The following is a 14,918-nucleotide window of genomic DNA, read 5'->3' as shown; positions in this document are numbered from 1 at the left end:
GAGTGGGGTCACAGAATTTTTTTACTTCGCCCGCCGGGTGGACGTGGGCCCGATCACGTCCTAGTATGGTCAGACCACATCAATTCCTCGGCTGAGCACGCCGGAAGGATCACTGAATGAAAATCGCACTCTTCGCCACCTGCATCGTTGACGCCATGTACCCGCAGACTGCTCGCGCCACGGTCAAGATCCTCGAACGACTGGGCCACGAGGTGGTCTTCCCCTCGGGGCAGGCATGCTGCGGCCAGATGCACATCAACTCCGGCTACATGGACGAGGCACTCCCCGTGGTGACCAACCACGTGAAGGCCTTCGAGGCGGAGAGCTACGACGTGGCCGTTGCGCCGTCGGGATCCTGCGTCGCCTCCGTCAAGCACCAGCACCCGGTCCTGGCCGAACGCTGCGGGGACTCCGCGCTCAAGGCGCGGGCCGAGGCCGTGGGCGCCAAGACGTACGAGCTGTCCCAGCTTCTGGTCGACGTCCTGGGTGTCACCAACGCCGCCGAACAGCTTGGCTCGCACTTCCCGCACAAGGTCACCTACCACCCTTCCTGCCACGGCATGCGCTCGCTGAAACTCGGCGACCGGCAGCTTGACCTGCTCAAGTCCGTGGCCGGCATCCAGGTCGCCGACCTGCCCGAGGCCGACCAGTGCTGCGGCTTCGGCGGCACCTTCTCCCTGAAGAACGCGGACGTTTCCTCCGCCATGCTCCAGGACAAGACCAAGAACATCGAGTCCACCGGCGCCTCGCTGTGCGCGGGCGGCGACGCCTCCTGCCTCATGCACATCGGCGGCGGCCTCTCGCGCACCAAGTCGGATGCTACGACGCTGCACTTTGCCGAGATCCTGGCCAGCACCCTTGACGAGCCGGTCTCGGTGACCGGCGAAATCCTCGTAGGAAAGGCGGGCGTGCGATGAGCAACGTCTTCATGGGGATGCCGACCCTCCCGGTCTTCGGCGACGGCAACCTCCACATCGAAGAACCCTTCCCGGCCGCGGCACACCGGGAACTGGGCAACACCCAGATGCGCGCCAACCTGCGCCACGCCACCCACACCATCCGCGACAAGCGCCTGAAGGTCGTGGCCGAGCTTCCCGACTGGGAACAACTGCGCGATGCGGGTTCGGCCACCAAGAACCACGTCATGGCCAACCTCCCGGCACTGCTGGAGGAGTTCGAAACGAACTTCACCGCCCGCGGCGGCATCATCCACTGGGCCCGCGACGCCCAGGAGGCCAACCAAATCGTCGCGGACCTGATCCGCGAGCAGGACACCACCGAGGTCGTCAAGGTCAAGTCCATGGCCACCCAGGAAATCGGGCTCAACGAGTACCTCGAGGAACAGGGCATCTCCGCCTTCGAGACCGACCTGGCCGAGCTGATCGTCCAGCTGGGACACGACAAGCCCAGCCACATCCTGGTCCCGGCCATCCACAAGAACCGCACCGAGGTGCGCGACATCTTCCTGGCCGAAATGCCGAACGTCGACCCGAACCTCACCGACGAACCCCGACTGCTGGCCATGGCCGCCCGCGAGCACCTGCGCCGCAAGTTCCTCTCCGCCAAGGTCGCCGTCTCCGGGGCCAACTTTGCGCTGGCCGACTCCGGCACGTTGGCCGTAGTCGAGTCCGAGGGCAACGGCCGGATGTGCCTGACCCTGCCCGAAACCCTGATCACCGTCATGGGCATCGAAAAGCTGCTCCCCACCAAGGACGACCTCGAGGTCTTCATGCAGCTGCTGCCGCGTTCCTCCACCGGCGAGCGCATGAATCCCTACACCTCCCTGTGGACCGGGGTCACCGAGGGCGACGGACCGCAGAACGTGCACCTGGTGCTGTTGGACAACGGACGGACCGCGGCACTGGCCGACAAATACGGGCGCACCGCACTGAACTGCATCCGCTGCTCGGCTTGCATGAACGTGTGCCCGGTCTACGAACGCACCGGCGGCCACGCCTACGGCTCCACCTACCCGGGCCCGATCGGGGCGATCCTCACCCCGCTGCTCACCGGCATCAAGTCCGAGGAAAACAGCACCCTGCCCTACGCCTCCTCGCTCTGCGGCGCCTGCTACGACGCCTGCCCGGTGAAGATCAACATCCCCGAGATCCTCGTGCACCTGCGCGGGGAGGACGTGGACTCCAAGCGCGGGGAAAAGAAGCTGCCCAGCCAAATGGACCTGATGATGAAGGGCGGGGCCTGGGCGTTCTCCTCGGGCAAGCACCTGGGGCTGCTGGAGAAGGGCCTGCCGCTGGGCAAGCTCGCTGGCGGGCGCGACAAGAAGATCAAGCGCCTTCCGGGCATCGCGGCCGGCTGGACACAGTCCCGCGACATCCCCGCTCCCCCGTCGCAGTCCTTCCGCGACTGGTGGAAGAAGGACCACGAGCCGGTTGCACCCATCAATGAGCAGGAGAAGCTGACCAAATGAGCGCCAAGGAAGAAATCCTCTCCCGCATCACCTCCGCCCTGCGCGATGCCCCGACACCGGGGCCGGTTCCCCGCGAGTACCGCACCGTCTCGGACATGCCGGAGGCCGAACTCATCGAACTGCTGGTGGACCGCCTCGAGGACTACAAGGCCCACGTCGACGTCGTGGAAGCCGCGGATCTTTCGGCAACGATTGCCGAGCGCCTCAAGGACGCCTCCAGCTTTGTGGTGCCGCACGGCATCGACGGGACCTGGTTGGCCGATGCCGCGCCGGCCGGCGATGCACGCCGACGCATCGATGCCCCCGGCGCCGTGCTGGGCGTGGCCGAGCTGGACGGCACCGACGCGGTGCTGACCTCCTCGGCCGTCTCCATCGCCGAGTCCGGCACCATCGTGCTCGACGGCAGCGGCGATCAGGGCCGCCGCGCGATTTCCCTGGTGCCCGACCACCACGTGTGCGTGGTCCCGGTCTCCAGCATTGTGCGCCTGCTGCCCGAGGCGATGCAGCGGATGGACATCACCCGCCCGCTGACCTGGATCTCCGGGCCCAGCGCCACGAGTGACATCGAGCTCGAGCGCGTCGAGGGCGTGCATGGCCCGCGCCAGCTGGACGTCATCATCGCCAAGGGGCTCTAGGCGCCCAACCACGAAAGCGGTTCCGCGGCCCGCACGCATTCGTGCACCGCGGAACCGCTACCTGCGTTAAGGCCGCTGGATTGCGATCCCGTGACCGTATGCCGACCATAAGTCACGTTCTTCCTGCACCGCTTATGAGGTTCATCCCGCGATTTGCACCGGCCCCGAGAATCGAACCGCTGGCCGGCTCGTTCCTCGGGGAATCCGACAGGCAGAGGGCTATCGCTTGCCGTTGACCATCTGCGGCACGTTCAGCGGATTGGCATCCTGCAACGCCTCGGGAAGCAGTCCCTGCGGAAAGCCCTGATATGCCACAGGACGCAGGAAGCGGGAGATCGCTGCGGTGCCCACGGAAGTGCTGCCCACGGAGGTGGTTGCCGGGTACGGGCCGCCATGCTGCTGCGCATAGGTCACCGAGACGCCGGTCGGCCACTGGTTCCACAACACGCGGCCCGCCTTGCGGGAGAGCACCTCGATCAGGTCGGCGACCTCGCAGTTTTCGGTGCCCACAAGGGTGGCGGTCAGCTGGCCCTCGAAGCTTTCAGCCAGGGCAACGAGTTCCGACTCGTCGGTGTACTCGACGACCAGTGCGGTCGGGCCGAAGCACTCGGTCTGCAGGGACTCCGGGTGTGCCAACAGGTCCTCGGCGCTGGTGAGCAGCAGGGTCGGGCTCGGCGGATCGGCCAGCGGGTCCGAGCCCTGGGCCAGGACCTGGACCTTTTCGTGGCCCTGCAGGGCCCCAAGCACCTCGACGTAGCCAGCCTGGATGCGGCCGTTGAGCAGGGCAGCTGCGGCGGGCATTTGCGTGGCGCGCAGGGTTGAGACGATGCCCGAACCGCGCGGGACGAAGAGCGTTCCCGGCTTGGTGCAGAACTGTCCGGCGCCCATGGTGAAGGATGCGACGAATTCGTCGGCGATCGCGACGCCGCGCTCGGCCGCAGCGGCGGCGGTGACGAAGACGGGGTTGTTGGAACCGAGCTCGCCGTAGAACGGGATCGGTTCCGGGCGGGCGTTGGCCATGTCGAAGAGGGCGCGGCCGCCGGGGATGGATCCGGTGAAGCCAGCCGCCTTGACGCGTGGATCCTTCAACGCGGTGGCGCCCGCCTCGGTGCCCATGACCAGGGCGAAGACGCCGGCCGGAACGCCGGCCGCCCCCAATGCCTCGGCGATGGTGTTGGCCGTGGCCTTCGAGAGTTCCGGGTGGCCCGAGTGGGCCTTGAGGATGACGGGGTTGCCGGCGGCCCACGCGGAGGCGGTGTCGCCGCCTGCCACGGAGAAGGCGAACGGGAAGTTGCTGGCGGCGAAGACAACGACCGGGCCCATCGGCTCGAGCACGCGGCGCAGGTCGGGGCGCGGTGCGCCCATCGGCCACTGAGCATCGGCGTGGTCGATGCGTGCGTCGAGGTAGGCGCCGTCGCGCAGCACCTCTCCAAAGAGGCGCAGCTGGAAGGTGGTGCGCTTGAGCTCTCCCGTCAGGCGGGCCTGCGGCAGGTTGGTCTCCGCCATGGCTATCGGGACGAGGGTGCCTGCCGCGGCATCGAGGGCGTCTGCAACCGCATCCAGTACGGCGGCGCGCTCGGAGGGGCGCAGTGCGGCCCAAGGGGCCGCCGCCTGCTGGGCGGCAACGAGGATTTCCTCGAGCTCGGTGGCTGTCGTCGGGGTGACGGTGATGGTGGTCGTCATGATTGGCGTGGTCCTTTCACGGGGAAGTAGATGGAGATGCGGAGGCAATCCGCGGGTCGAAAACTTGGGTGGGCGGTCATGCGTCCCGGGGTTGCCGGGAGTCCATGGTGCTGATCTCGCCCAGGGTCAGCGGGGCGGCGACGGGGCGCTTGGCGATGGCCGCCAGCGATGCGGCTTCGGCCCCTGCATCCTCGGTGCCCTTGGCGGAAAGGCAGGAGACAGCGAAGCCGCAGACCCTGCCCTGGCACCAGCCCATCCCGGCGCGGGTGAAGGACTTCATGGTGCGTGCATCCGTGGCGCCAAGTGTGTCGCGGGCGTGTGCGACCTCGGCATGGCGTACCTCCTCGCACCTGCACACCAGGGTGTCGTCGGTCAGCATCTCGTCCCACTTTTCGGGGACCGGGTGCGCCCGGTGCATGGCCCCGGCGAACCGGCGGTGGCGCCGGATCTGCCGCGCGGTGCCGGCTCCCGGTGCCTCGCCGTTGGCTGCCGCGGCCCCGGCAACGAGCCCCTCGGCCACGGCCAGCACGGCACCGCCAACGCCCGTCACCTCGCCGGCGAGGTAAAGACCGGGCACGTTGGATGCCTGCCGGCCGTCGACCACGCAGACCAGCGAGCCGTCGGCATCGATGCGCGTCGCTGCCCCCAAGGCGACGGTAAGTTCGATCTGAGGGGTGAACCCCCAGCCGAAACCAACGACGTCCACGTCCTCAAGCAGCAGGTCAGTTCCCGCAATCACGGCCCCCTCGGCGTCGACTTTGGCGATGCGCACCGAGGATGCGCTGGACTCCCCCAGCACCTCGGTGACCACCGTGCGCGTGCGGTAGCGGATGCGGTGCCTGGCAAAGGCGGCAGCGTACTCCGCACCCTCGAGGGCCTTGCCCGGTACGCCGCTTGCGGCGCCCAGGTGCGGGAGCCAGTTGGCCAGCGAGGCGGATTCGCACACTGCCACGACCTTGCCGCCGGCCTCGGCAATGTTTGCGGCCACCGGCAGCAGGAAGGGCCCGGTCCCGGCCACCACAAAGCGCTTGCCCGGCAGGGCGCCGTTGGCCTTGATGAACGCCTGGATCCCGCCGGCGGCCATGACCCCGGGCAGGTCCCATCCGGGTACCGGCAGCTGGCGGTCGTAGCCGCCGCTGCAGGAAACCAGTTTGTCGGCGCGCACCGTTGCAGTGTCGATTGCGGTGCCGGTGGCCGGGGTCAGCCGCAACACAAAGCGGCCGGCATCCTCGCGTTCGATCATCCACACCTGGGTGTTGGGCAAGTAGCGCAGCAAGCCGCGGGAGATGGCCGCGTCGAAGCGTGCGCGCAAATCCAGGTAGGTCTTCCAGCCGTGGTGGCCGTGGCCATCGGATTCGGTAACGACGGACTCGGGGCGGTGGCGCCAAAACTGGCCGCCGGGCTGGGCGCCGGCGTCGAGGACGACGACCCTGGCGCCTCGTTCGGCCGCGGCAACCGCGGCGGCCAGGCCCGCCGGGCCTGCACCAATGACTGCTACGGAGAAGGCAATTTCCTCGTGGGGGCTCATGCGTTGAAGTCCCCTTCAATGGTCATGGATTCGGTCGCTTCGACCAGGCAGGCCCGCTGGTTGGCTTGTCCGTCGATGGTGACCAGGCAGTCGTAGCAAGCGCCGATGCCGCAGAACAGGCCGCGCGGCTTGCCCTCGTTGCGGGTGGTGCGCCAGGCCTTGATTCCTTGGCCCATCAGGACGGCGCCGACGCTCTGGCCGGCATCGGCCGTCACCCGGGCGTCGTTGAGTGTCACGGTGATCCGCCGCGGTGTGGTGCTCATGCTGCTGACTCCTGTGGGACGTTGCCGGTCGGGGTGAATGCGCCGAAGCGTTCGGGGGCGAAGGGCGCCAGTGACATGTCGGGGACCAATCCGGCCAGGGCCTGGGCCACGAGCTTTCCTGTGCCGGCGGACAGGCCGATGCCCGCGCCTTCGTAGCCGCTGGCGTGCCAGAGGCCAGGCGCGCGCGGGTCGTGGCCGATGACCGGCAGGTGGTCCGGGCAGTAGGGGCGGAAGCCGTGGTAGTGGCGGATGATCCGCGTCTTCTCCAGGAACGGGAAGAGCGCGATGGCGTTGGCGGCCATCTGGCGCAGGGCGTCGGTGTTGACGCTGCGGTCGAATCCGACGCGCTCTCGGGAGGAGCCGATCAAGATTGACCCGGCTGGGGTTCCCTCGACCACCGGCGAGGACTGCAGTCCGGCGTCGGAGCTGCCAACGTTGTCCACGTACTCGGCCGCGTACACCTTGTGGTGCACCATCGGCGGCAACGGTTCGGTGACCATGACAAAGCCCTTGCGGGGCTTGACCGGCACGTTGACCCCTGCCAGTGCCGCGATGTCCTCGGACCAGCTGCCCGCGGCGTTGACGACTGCCGGGGCGTGGAATTGCCCGCGGTCGGTCTTCACCCCGGTGACGGTGTCGCCGTTGCGCACAAACCCGGTGACCATGGTGTTGGTGATGACCGTGGTGCCGGCGGCCCGGGCCAACTTGAGCAGGTGCCCTGCAACCAGCATCGGCTGGACCTGGCAGTCGTCCGGGTACCATGCAGCACCCAGCGCGTCGGGGGAAATGTTGGGCTCGAATTCGCGCAGCCGCGGGATGTCGACCCGTTCGACGTCGATCCCGTAGTCGGCCTGCGCCTTGGTCAGGCGGTCCAGCGAGGCAAGGGAGGATTCCCGGGAGGCGACGATGATGCCACCCTTGGACTCGAATTCCCAGTGGGCTGCGTGCTCGGCCAGGTCGCCGCGCCAGGTGTCAAGCGAGAACTTTGTCAGCTCGAGTTCCGGGCCTAGTTCCTTGTCCGACACCAGGATGTTGCCCTCGCAGGCGGAGCTGGTTCCGCTTGCCGGAAGGCCGCGCTCCAGCACGGTCACGGAGAGTCCCTGCATGGTGGCGAAATATGCAATCGCCGAACCAATGACTCCGGCACCGATGACGATCACGTCGCTGGGCGCATTCATGTGTACTCCTGGTTACTGGGTGTTCTGCTCTGGTGCATCTTGGTCCGGGGTGCCGGTGTTCCACATGCCCCGAGCATGGTTGATGTGGCGGATCATCAATTCGTAGATCGCCTCTCCGTCGCCCCGTTCCACACAATCGATCATTTCGTGGTGTTCCTGGGCCGAGCCGTCAAGCTGGTCGTTGTCCATGAGCGTCTTGAGGCCATACATTCGCGTGCGCAGGCGCAGCGACGTTGCCAGTTCAACAAGTTGCTTGTTTCCCGCAAAGCTCAGCAGTCGTGCGTGAAACTCACGGTCTGCGGCAAGGTACGCTTCCGGGTCCTTGTCCCGGGCTGTGCGAACGATGACGTCTGCCAGCGAACGGAGGTCGGAAATGCTGTCACTTGGAACCGCTTCCAGGGCACGTTTGGTCGCTGCCGGTTCCACCAGCAGCCGGATCTCGGCGATTTCCTCGAGTTCTGCGTCCGTCATGCCGGTGATCCTGAAGCCCTTGTTCTTGACTGTCTCAACCAGCCCCTCACGGACAAGGTCCATCATGGCTTCGCGTACCGGAGTTGCCGAGACGCCGAAGGCCGCGCCCAAACTGGGTGCAGAGTACAGCTCTCCTTCCACCAGGTCACCCGAGATGATCGAGGTGCGGAGCCGCTCGGTGACCGTCTCACGCAGGCTCATCTGGCGGTCGAGCTTTTCGATGGTGAATTTTGAATTGCCGGTCATGGTTTGTTCTCCGATTTTTACAGGTGCGCTCATGCGTTGTTACTCCTGTGATCTTCATACACCACTGCGGCGGAAACCAAGTCTTCCCAGGCCATGCCCACACCCGTGTAAAGCGTCGGCTTGCCCCCGACGCGGCTGAATTTGCCGTTCACCAGGTCCTTGAGGTTTGCCGGGTTGATCTCTTTCCACTCTTCGACGCTACGTGCGGGGATCAAATCCCCGCTTTCGCGCCAAGAGGAAGCACGTCCCTCGACGACGACCTCTGAGCGCTTGACGAGCGTCTCGTCGACCTCGCGGGCGTCGAGCCCGTGCTGCCCCACCGAGGCGATGATGGCGTGGTCGGCCGGCAGCGATCCGTCAAAGAGCGGTGTTGGCGAGGAGGTGACGCACAGGATCACATCCGCGTTCGGCACATCCTCCACCGTGCCGCGGGTGACGGTGATGTCTTCGGTCGCCAGCTGTTCGACCAGTGCCTGGATCCGCTCGATCCGCTGGCCCACCACGGCGAAGGTGCCCTCGGGGAAGACCGACTTGGCGGCCCGGATGTGGTTGAGCGCTTGTACTCCTGCCCCGAAGACCAGCACCTTCGGCGTTCGTGTGAACGGAGTGCCGCCCGGCGCTTCTGCGATGTTCTTGACCGCTGTCAGTGTCGCCGCCGGGGTGCGGATGGCAGTGAGTTCCGCGCCGTCCATTGAAGCGATCGGCGTGAGGTTCGAGGAGCCAAAGAGCAGGTAGACGCCCTGGATTTTCTCTTCACCCTTGGCCGGGTTCAGCGGGGCGATGGTTGCGACCTTGAGCCCGGTGTAGCCCTGGCCGATCGCCGGCATCAGCAGAAATTCGCCATCGGGTGCCGGCGCAAAGATGCGCGGGCCGTCGATTTCCGGATCCGTCTGGCCGCGAAGCGCATCCTCGATGGCGGCGATGGCGCGGTCAAAGGGAAGCGAGGCGCGAACCTCGGCAGCGTCGAAATATGGCAGGTTCACAGCAGGAATCCCTCCGGGAATGGGTCACTCGGGTCAAGGAAATATTGGGCGGTGCCGGTGATCCAGGCCCGTCCGGTCACGGTGGGGATGACGGCGGGCAGGCCTCCGACGGTGGTTTCCTCGACCAAACGGCCAGTGAATTGCGAGCCGATGTAGGACTCGTTGATGAAGTCTGTGTCCAGCGCCAGTTCGCCGCGGGCATGGAGTTGGGCCATGCGGGCGCTGGTGCCGGTGCCGCACGGCGAGCGGTCGAACCAGCCCGGGTAGATGGCCATGGCGTGGCGGGAGTGCTCGGCGGTGGAGCCCGGAGCCTTGAGGTAGACGTGGTGGACGCCGCGGATGTCGTCGCGTTCGCGGTGCACGGGCTCGTCGGCCACATTGATGGCGTCCATGATGGCCAGGCCGGCGGTGATCAGGTCGTCCTTGCGTTCGCGTTCGAACGGCAGGTCCAGGTCATCGAGCTCGACGACGGCGTAGAAGTTGCCGCCGAAGGCGAGATCGTAGTTCACGGTGCCGTAGCCCGGGACCTCGACCGATGCGTCCAGGCGGTCACTGTAGGAGGGCACGTTGCGGATGGTCACGGATTCGGCCTGGCCGTCCTTGACGGCGACCTCGGCGATGACCAGGCCGGCCGGGGTGTCCAGGCGCACGGTGGTCACGGGTTCCTGGACCTCGACCATGCCGGTTTCCACCAGCACGGTGGCCACTCCGATGGTTCCGTGTCCGCACATGGGCAGCAGTCCGGAGACCTCGATGTACAGGACGCCGTAGTCGGCGTCGGGGCGCGTGGGGGGTTGCAGGATCGCGCCGCTCATCGAGGCGTGTCCGCGCGGTTCGCACATCAACAGGGTGCGGATCCAATCGCTGTGCTCCATGAACCAGAGGCGACGCTCTGCCATGGTGTCACCGGGAATGGTGCCGATGCCCCCGGTAATGACGCGGGTCGGCATGCCTTCGGTGTGGGAATCCACTGCGTGGAAGATCCTGTTGGTGCGCATGGTTCAAGTTCTCCGGTAAATCGTTGTTGGTGAGGTGGCGCTGTTGGCCGGCCCCGTGGGGTCGGCCAACAGCACCGGAGCTTTGAGGTTACTTGTAACCCTTGGCGACAGCTGCCTCGGTGTCTGCGATGACGGCGGCCCGGACGGCGTCGGTGAGCGGGCCGCGCGGCGGGCGGCAGGGGCCGCCGTTGAGACCGACGACATCCATCGACAGCTTGATCGACTGGACGAACTCGGTCTTGGTGTCCCAGCGCAGCAGCGAGTGCAGGTCGCGGTAGATTTCCCGGGCGCGCTCCATGTCGGCAAGGTTGCCGGAGGTGGCCAGGCGGTAGAGCTCGACGGTGGCATGTGGGATGGCGTTCGGGTATCCGGCAACCCATCCAACGGCGCCGGCGAGGCCCATTTCCAGGACGGTGTCATCGGTGCCGATGAGGATGTCCATGCCCGGTGCCAGTTCCTTGATTTCGTAGGCACGACGCGGATCGCCGGTGAATTCCTTGATGCCGACGATCAGGCCTTCGTGGAACAGGCGTGCCACCAGCGCCGGGGTGAGGTCGACCTTGGTGTCGATCGGGTTGTTGTAGGCCACTACCGGCAGGCCTGCGGAGGCGGCGAGGCGGAAGTGCTCGACTACCTCGTCGTCGGTTGCACGGTAGGTGTTCGGTGGCAGGCACATGATGGCGTGAGCGCCGGCATCTTTGGCATGCTGTGCCCACTTCTGGGTCTGCAGTCCGCCGTAGGCGCCAACGCCGGCCATGACTACGAAGCCCTCGGGTGCGGCGGCAACAGCGGTCTCGATGACCTTCGCGCGTTCTTCGTCGGACAGGGTCTGGTACTCACCCAGCGAGCCATTCGGGGCGATGCCGTCGCAGCCGCTGCTGGCAAGGAAGCGAACGTGGTCGGCAAATGCTTCGTAGTCGACCGAGTGGTCATCCTTGAACTGCAGCGCCGATGCGACGATGACTCCGTGCCAGGGCTTCTTGGTGGTGCTCATGTTGTGTTCCTTTCAAGCGGACTTTTCAGTGTTTTGCAAAGTTGGGGGCGATGCTTTCGGCTCCATGCCGTACATCACATTTCGATAGTATCATGTGACATTGCACAGAAGGAAGGGGCGGATCAAATTAGTTCTTCCGGGACCCGCCAGCAGCCAAAGACGCCTGGTTCTTGGCGATTTCCGCCGCCTCCTCGACCCAGAAGTCGGCGCCTCGAATGGACAGGGAAATGGGGTCGAAGACGGGGTCCAGGCCGGCCTTGCACTGCCTGTCGTAGTCGCGGCTGACCTTGTAGACCACCGACGTGAGCGCCAACAGGCAGAGCATATTGATCCAGCCCAGGGTCCCGTAACCGATGTCGCCGATCGCCCACATCGCATCGGCGCTGACGATGCCGCCGAAGAATGTGATACCGAGCATGCCCAGTTTCAAGGCCCAGTCCAGCACCGGGCTGTCGTCGCGACCGGTGAGGTAGACGAGATTGGTCTTGGCGATGTAGAAGAACGCAACGAGCGTGGTGAAGGCGAAGAAGAAGAGCGCGACGGCCACGAACCCCGGGCCAACGCCCGGCAACACGGTACTGATGGCCTGCTGGGTGTATGCGGCGCCGGCCTTAAGGTCTGGCACGCCTTGGATGAGGACCGTGCCATCGGGGGCCGTGACGTTGTAGGAGCCGGTCATGATAATCATGAGGCCGGTGGCGGAGCAGACTACAACGGTATCGATGTAGATCGAGAAGGCCTGGACCAGGCCCTGCTTGGCAGGGTGGGACACCGATGCGGCTGCGGCGCCGTAGGTCCCCTCCCCCACACCGGCGACATTGGAGAACACCGCGCGTCGCACGCCCCAGGCCACGGCCGCACCGACGATGCCGCCGAAGACCTGGTGGGCGCCGAAGGCCGAGGACAGGATCAGGCCGATGGTTGGAATGATCTGCTCGAAGTTCACGGCGACGATCACCAGTGCGGCAAGGATGTAACCCACGGCCATCACCGGGACCATCAACTGTGCGGCACCGACGATGCGCTTGGTCCCGCCGATGATGACGAATGCCATGAGTGCGGTGATGCCAACGGCGCTGACCCAGGTGGGAACGCTGAACGCGGTCTCGACGCTGGAGGCGATGTTGTTGGACTGGACGCCCGGGAACACGAACCCGTAGCCGACCATGGCCACGAACGACACCGTGACGGCCAGCCACTTAAGCTTCAGTCCGTGCTCTATGTAGAACGGCATGCCGCCGCGGTGTTCGCCGTTGATGCGGCGCTTGTAGACCTGGGCCAGGATGGATTCGGCGAAGGAGCTGGCCGATCCGAGCAGTGCGCAGACCACCATCCAGAACAGCGCGCCGGGGCCGCCGGCAGCGATCGCCGTTGCAACACCGGCGATGTTGCCCACGCCCACGCGGCTTGCCAGGGTCAGGAGCAACGCCTGGACCGGCGAGATGCCGTCCGAGCTGTTCTTCTTGCTCATGATCTGGCGGATCATGTCAGGGAATCGCCGGAACTGGACGAAACCGGTTAGTACGGTGAAGAACAATCCGACGGCCAGGGCGAAGTACGCCATGGGGTTCCAGATCGCATCGTTGATGCTGGTGAGCATGTCCATAGTTATTCCTTAAGTCTTTCGGGCGGCTACAGGAGGGAGCGCCTAGGCCGGGACGTTGGTACGCAACGCCGACTCGTCGTCAACATCGCGTAGCGACTTGCCCTTGGTCTCCTTGGCGAACGAAACGGCGACAATGGAAATGACCGCTGCACCGACAAGGTAGAGGGCAATCGGCGTCGACGAATCGAACTTCTGCAGCAGCGAGAGCGCGATGAGCGGGGCCAGGGACCCGGCAAGGATCGGCGCAAACTGGTAGCAAAGCGAAAGCGCCGTGTAACGCACGTTGGTGGGGAACATTTCGGTCATCAGCGCCGAGTACGGCGCGTAGGTCAACGACTCTATGGCCAGGCCCAATGTGATTGCGGCCATGACAATCCAGTCGTTGCCGGTGTCCATCATCGGGAATCCGACGAATCCCCAGAATGCGGTCAGCACGGCTCCGGTCAGGTAGACGGGCTTGCGGCCGACGATGTCCGAGAGCAGGCCGACGAGCGGGATCATGCAGAAATGCAGGAAGTGCGCGCCAAACATCAGCAGGAGGATCCGCGAGGTATCCATCTCGACGACCAGCTTGAGGTACGTGATCGAAAAGGTGACCACGAGGTAGTAGAGGATGTTTTCCGCGAACCTGGCGCCAACGCCGATCAACACTGCGCGCCAGTGGTAACGCAAGACGTGGAGGACGCCGGGCTGGACCTCCTGCGAAGCAGCCTGGCGGGCCTGGGCCTCCTTGAAAATCGGCGCGTCATCGACCTTCGTGCGAATCCAGTAGCCGATCAGGACCACCACGGCGGAGAACCAGAACGCCACGCGCCAGCCCCATGAAAGGAATGCCTCTTCGGGCAAGGCACTGGACAGTCCAAGGAGGACGAGCGTGGCAACCAGGTTGCCCATCGGGACACCCGCCTGCGGCCAGCTTGCCCAGAAGCCGCGCCTGTTGTCGGGGCTGTGCTCGCTCACCAGGATGATTGCACCTCCCCACTCGCCTCCGAAGGCAAAGCCCTGGATCAGGCGCAGGGTCACCAGAAGTGCGGGCGCCCAGTACCCAATGACATCAAAGGTGGGAAGGCAGCCCATGAGAAACGTCGTGATGCCAACGACGACAAGGCTCAGCTGGAGCAACGCCTTTCGGCCGATGCGGTCGCCGAAGTGACCGAAGACCAGTCCGCCGATCGGCCGGGCGGCGAAGCCCACGGCATAGAGCGCAAATGCAGCAATCACACCATCGACCGGATTGCCTGTCTGCCGGAAGAAGTGCGTTCCGAAGACCAGGGCCGACGCAGTTCCATAAAGAAAGAATTCATACCACTCCGCGACGGTTCCAGCCATTGCGGCAGCCACGACACGTTTCAACCCTCCTGGGCTCGTAGATTTTGATCCGTCGCCGCCGCTCCCGTTTCGGGCCGTTCTGTCGAGTGTTTCGTTGCTACTCATTTGGTCTCCTTGAGAAGGTGGGCTTCGTCACCCATGTGCCCTGCATCACCGATCTATGCAATGGTACATGTCACATTTTCAGGAAACAATGCTTTTCTCGACCCTGGTTCAACTTTTTGAGATCAGCGCCCCCGCACAAGAATCCATGTTGTGTTGACAGCTGCCGAGCGCTTCGAGGATGTCGCCGGCCACGCGGTCCCGAGTCGACGCCCCGGCGCCCGACCACCGCGTCTGAGTGGTCCCGGGTGGGTGTCCCGTCCGTGACCACCGCCTCCGGAGGGCGCCGACTGCGTGGTGCCGGCGGTCGGGTCGGAGGCGGCTCCCGTCGCGTCGGCCGCGGATGCAACCGACGCCAGCGCAATTGTCCTCTTCGTTGCCGTGGGCGTTCCCCTCAGCGGCCGCCTGCAGCTGAACCTGGTGGTGCTCCGGCATGCACGGCCGGTTTCTTCCAACAATGCGCCGCCGACGAGC

General features: G+C 65.5%; 13 protein-coding genes. 3 read left to right on the top strand and 10 right to left on the bottom strand.

The features are described 5' to 3' along the window. Nucleotides 1–116: 116 nt before the first annotated feature. Genes KRR55_RS02530 through KRR55_RS02520 form a run of 3 tightly spaced genes read left to right on the top strand, consistent with a single transcriptional unit; the run spans nucleotide 117 to nucleotide 3,063 of the window. Nucleotides 117–917, top strand: a complete 801-nt coding sequence (locus KRR55_RS02530; RefSeq protein WP_217387453.1) for a (Fe-S)-binding protein — start codon at nucleotides 117–119, stop codon at nucleotides 915–917. Continuing rightward, nucleotides 914–2,428: a LutB/LldF family L-lactate oxidation iron-sulfur protein gene (locus tag KRR55_RS02525; protein ID WP_217387452.1), complete on the top strand. Its 1,515-nt coding sequence runs from the start codon at nucleotides 914–916 to the stop codon at nucleotides 2,426–2,428. Before KRR55_RS02530 ends, KRR55_RS02525 begins: the two co-directional genes overlap by 4 nt. Continuing rightward, entirely contained in the window at nucleotides 2,425–3,063 is a 639-nt protein-coding gene (locus KRR55_RS02520) for a LutC/YkgG family protein (protein ID WP_217387451.1), read from the top strand. Before KRR55_RS02525 ends, KRR55_RS02520 begins: the two co-directional genes overlap by 4 nt. 219 nt (nucleotides 3,064–3,282) lie before the next feature. On the opposite strand, the gene KRR55_RS02515 is transcribed toward KRR55_RS02520, so the two are convergent. The 10 genes from KRR55_RS02515 to abaF all read right to left on the bottom strand — a co-directional run bounded on the left by KRR55_RS02515 (nucleotide 3,283) and on the right by abaF (nucleotide 14,447). Next, nucleotides 3,283–4,746: an aldehyde dehydrogenase (NADP(+)) gene (locus tag KRR55_RS02515; RefSeq protein WP_217387450.1), complete on the bottom strand. Its 1,464-nt coding sequence runs from the start codon at nucleotides 4,744–4,746 to the stop codon at nucleotides 3,283–3,285. Nucleotides 4,747–4,822: 76 nt separating this feature from the next. Continuing rightward, nucleotides 4,823–6,274 (bottom strand): FAD/NAD(P)-dependent oxidoreductase, encoded by a 1,452-nt coding sequence (locus KRR55_RS02510; RefSeq protein WP_217387449.1) that lies wholly within the window; start codon nucleotides 6,272–6,274, stop codon nucleotides 4,823–4,825. Continuing rightward, nucleotides 6,271–6,537, bottom strand: a complete 267-nt coding sequence (locus KRR55_RS02505) for a (2Fe-2S)-binding protein (RefSeq protein ID WP_217387448.1) — start codon at nucleotides 6,535–6,537, stop codon at nucleotides 6,271–6,273. The genes KRR55_RS02510 and KRR55_RS02505 overlap by 4 nt, the downstream gene beginning before the upstream one ends. Beyond that, nucleotides 6,534–7,715 carry an NAD(P)/FAD-dependent oxidoreductase gene (locus tag KRR55_RS02500; RefSeq protein WP_217387447.1) on the bottom strand — a complete coding sequence of 394 codons (1,182 nt, stop codon included), beginning with the start codon at nucleotides 7,713–7,715 and terminating at the stop codon, nucleotides 6,534–6,536. Before KRR55_RS02500 ends, KRR55_RS02505 begins: the two co-directional genes overlap by 4 nt. 12 nt (nucleotides 7,716–7,727) lie before the next feature. Further along, nucleotides 7,728–8,465 (bottom strand): GntR family transcriptional regulator, encoded by a 738-nt coding sequence (locus tag KRR55_RS02495; protein WP_254455751.1) that lies wholly within the window; start codon nucleotides 8,463–8,465, stop codon nucleotides 7,728–7,730. Next, nucleotides 8,462–9,415, bottom strand: a complete 954-nt coding sequence (locus KRR55_RS02490) for an ornithine cyclodeaminase family protein (protein WP_217387446.1) — start codon at nucleotides 9,413–9,415, stop codon at nucleotides 8,462–8,464. Before KRR55_RS02490 ends, KRR55_RS02495 begins: the two co-directional genes overlap by 4 nt. Then, nucleotides 9,412–10,413, bottom strand: a complete 1,002-nt coding sequence (locus tag KRR55_RS02485; protein WP_217387445.1) for a proline racemase family protein — start codon at nucleotides 10,411–10,413, stop codon at nucleotides 9,412–9,414. Before KRR55_RS02485 ends, KRR55_RS02490 begins: the two co-directional genes overlap by 4 nt. An 88-nt stretch (nucleotides 10,414–10,501) precedes the next feature. After that, a complete protein-coding gene (locus tag KRR55_RS02480; RefSeq protein ID WP_217387444.1) occupies nucleotides 10,502–11,407 on the bottom strand; it encodes a dihydrodipicolinate synthase family protein in 906 nt (301 codons plus the stop codon). A 127-nt stretch (nucleotides 11,408–11,534) separates the two neighbouring features. Next, nucleotides 11,535–13,007: an alanine/glycine:cation symporter family protein gene (locus KRR55_RS02475; protein WP_254455750.1), complete on the bottom strand. Its 1,473-nt coding sequence runs from the start codon at nucleotides 13,005–13,007 to the stop codon at nucleotides 11,535–11,537. Between the two features lie 48 nt (nucleotides 13,008–13,055). Continuing rightward, nucleotides 13,056–14,447 (bottom strand): fosfomycin efflux MFS transporter AbaF, encoded by a 1,392-nt coding sequence (gene abaF, locus KRR55_RS02470; protein ID WP_217387442.1) that lies wholly within the window; start codon nucleotides 14,445–14,447, stop codon nucleotides 13,056–13,058. Nucleotides 14,448–14,918 lie beyond the last annotated feature (471 nt).

The organism is Paeniglutamicibacter quisquiliarum, assembly GCF_019084045.1.
Taxonomy (GTDB): domain Bacteria; phylum Actinomycetota; class Actinomycetes; order Actinomycetales; family Micrococcaceae; genus Paeniglutamicibacter; species Paeniglutamicibacter quisquiliarum.
Note: the sequence above shows the minus strand (reverse complement) of the source record. Positions and strands in the feature narration are given on the sequence as shown.

What these genes read in the sequence shown, in the direction of transcription:
- KRR55_RS02520 (WP_217387451.1), top strand. Translation starts at nt 2,425, where the DNA reads ATGAGCGCCAAGGAAGAAATCCTCTCCCGCATCACCTCCGCCCTGCGC.
- KRR55_RS02505 (WP_217387448.1), bottom strand. Translation starts at nt 6,537, where the DNA reads ATGAGCACCACACCGCGGCGGATCACCGTGACACTCAACGACGCCCGG.
- KRR55_RS02485 (WP_217387445.1), bottom strand. Translation starts at nt 10,413, where the DNA reads ATGCGCACCAACAGGATCTTCCACGCAGTGGATTCCCACACCGAAGGC.
- KRR55_RS02530 (WP_217387453.1), top strand. Translation starts at nt 117, where the DNA reads ATGAAAATCGCACTCTTCGCCACCTGCATCGTTGACGCCATGTACCCG.
- KRR55_RS02525 (WP_217387452.1), top strand. Translation starts at nt 914, where the DNA reads ATGAGCAACGTCTTCATGGGGATGCCGACCCTCCCGGTCTTCGGCGAC.
- KRR55_RS02515 (WP_217387450.1), bottom strand. Translation starts at nt 4,746, where the DNA reads ATGACGACCACCATCACCGTCACCCCGACGACAGCCACCGAGCTCGAG.
- KRR55_RS02500 (WP_217387447.1), bottom strand. Translation starts at nt 7,715, where the DNA reads ATGAATGCGCCCAGCGACGTGATCGTCATCGGTGCCGGAGTCATTGGT.
- abaF (WP_217387442.1), bottom strand. Translation starts at nt 14,447, where the DNA reads ATGAGTAGCAACGAAACACTCGACAGAACGGCCCGAAACGGGAGCGGC.
- KRR55_RS02475 (WP_254455750.1), bottom strand. Translation starts at nt 13,007, where the DNA reads ATGCTCACCAGCATCAACGATGCGATCTGGAACCCCATGGCGTACTTC.
- KRR55_RS02495 (WP_254455751.1), bottom strand. Translation starts at nt 8,465, where the DNA reads ATGAGCGCACCTGTAAAAATCGGAGAACAAACCATGACCGGCAATTCA.
- KRR55_RS02510 (WP_217387449.1), bottom strand. Translation starts at nt 6,274, where the DNA reads ATGAGCCCCCACGAGGAAATTGCCTTCTCCGTAGCAGTCATTGGTGCA.
- KRR55_RS02480 (WP_217387444.1), bottom strand. Translation starts at nt 11,407, where the DNA reads ATGAGCACCACCAAGAAGCCCTGGCACGGAGTCATCGTCGCATCGGCG.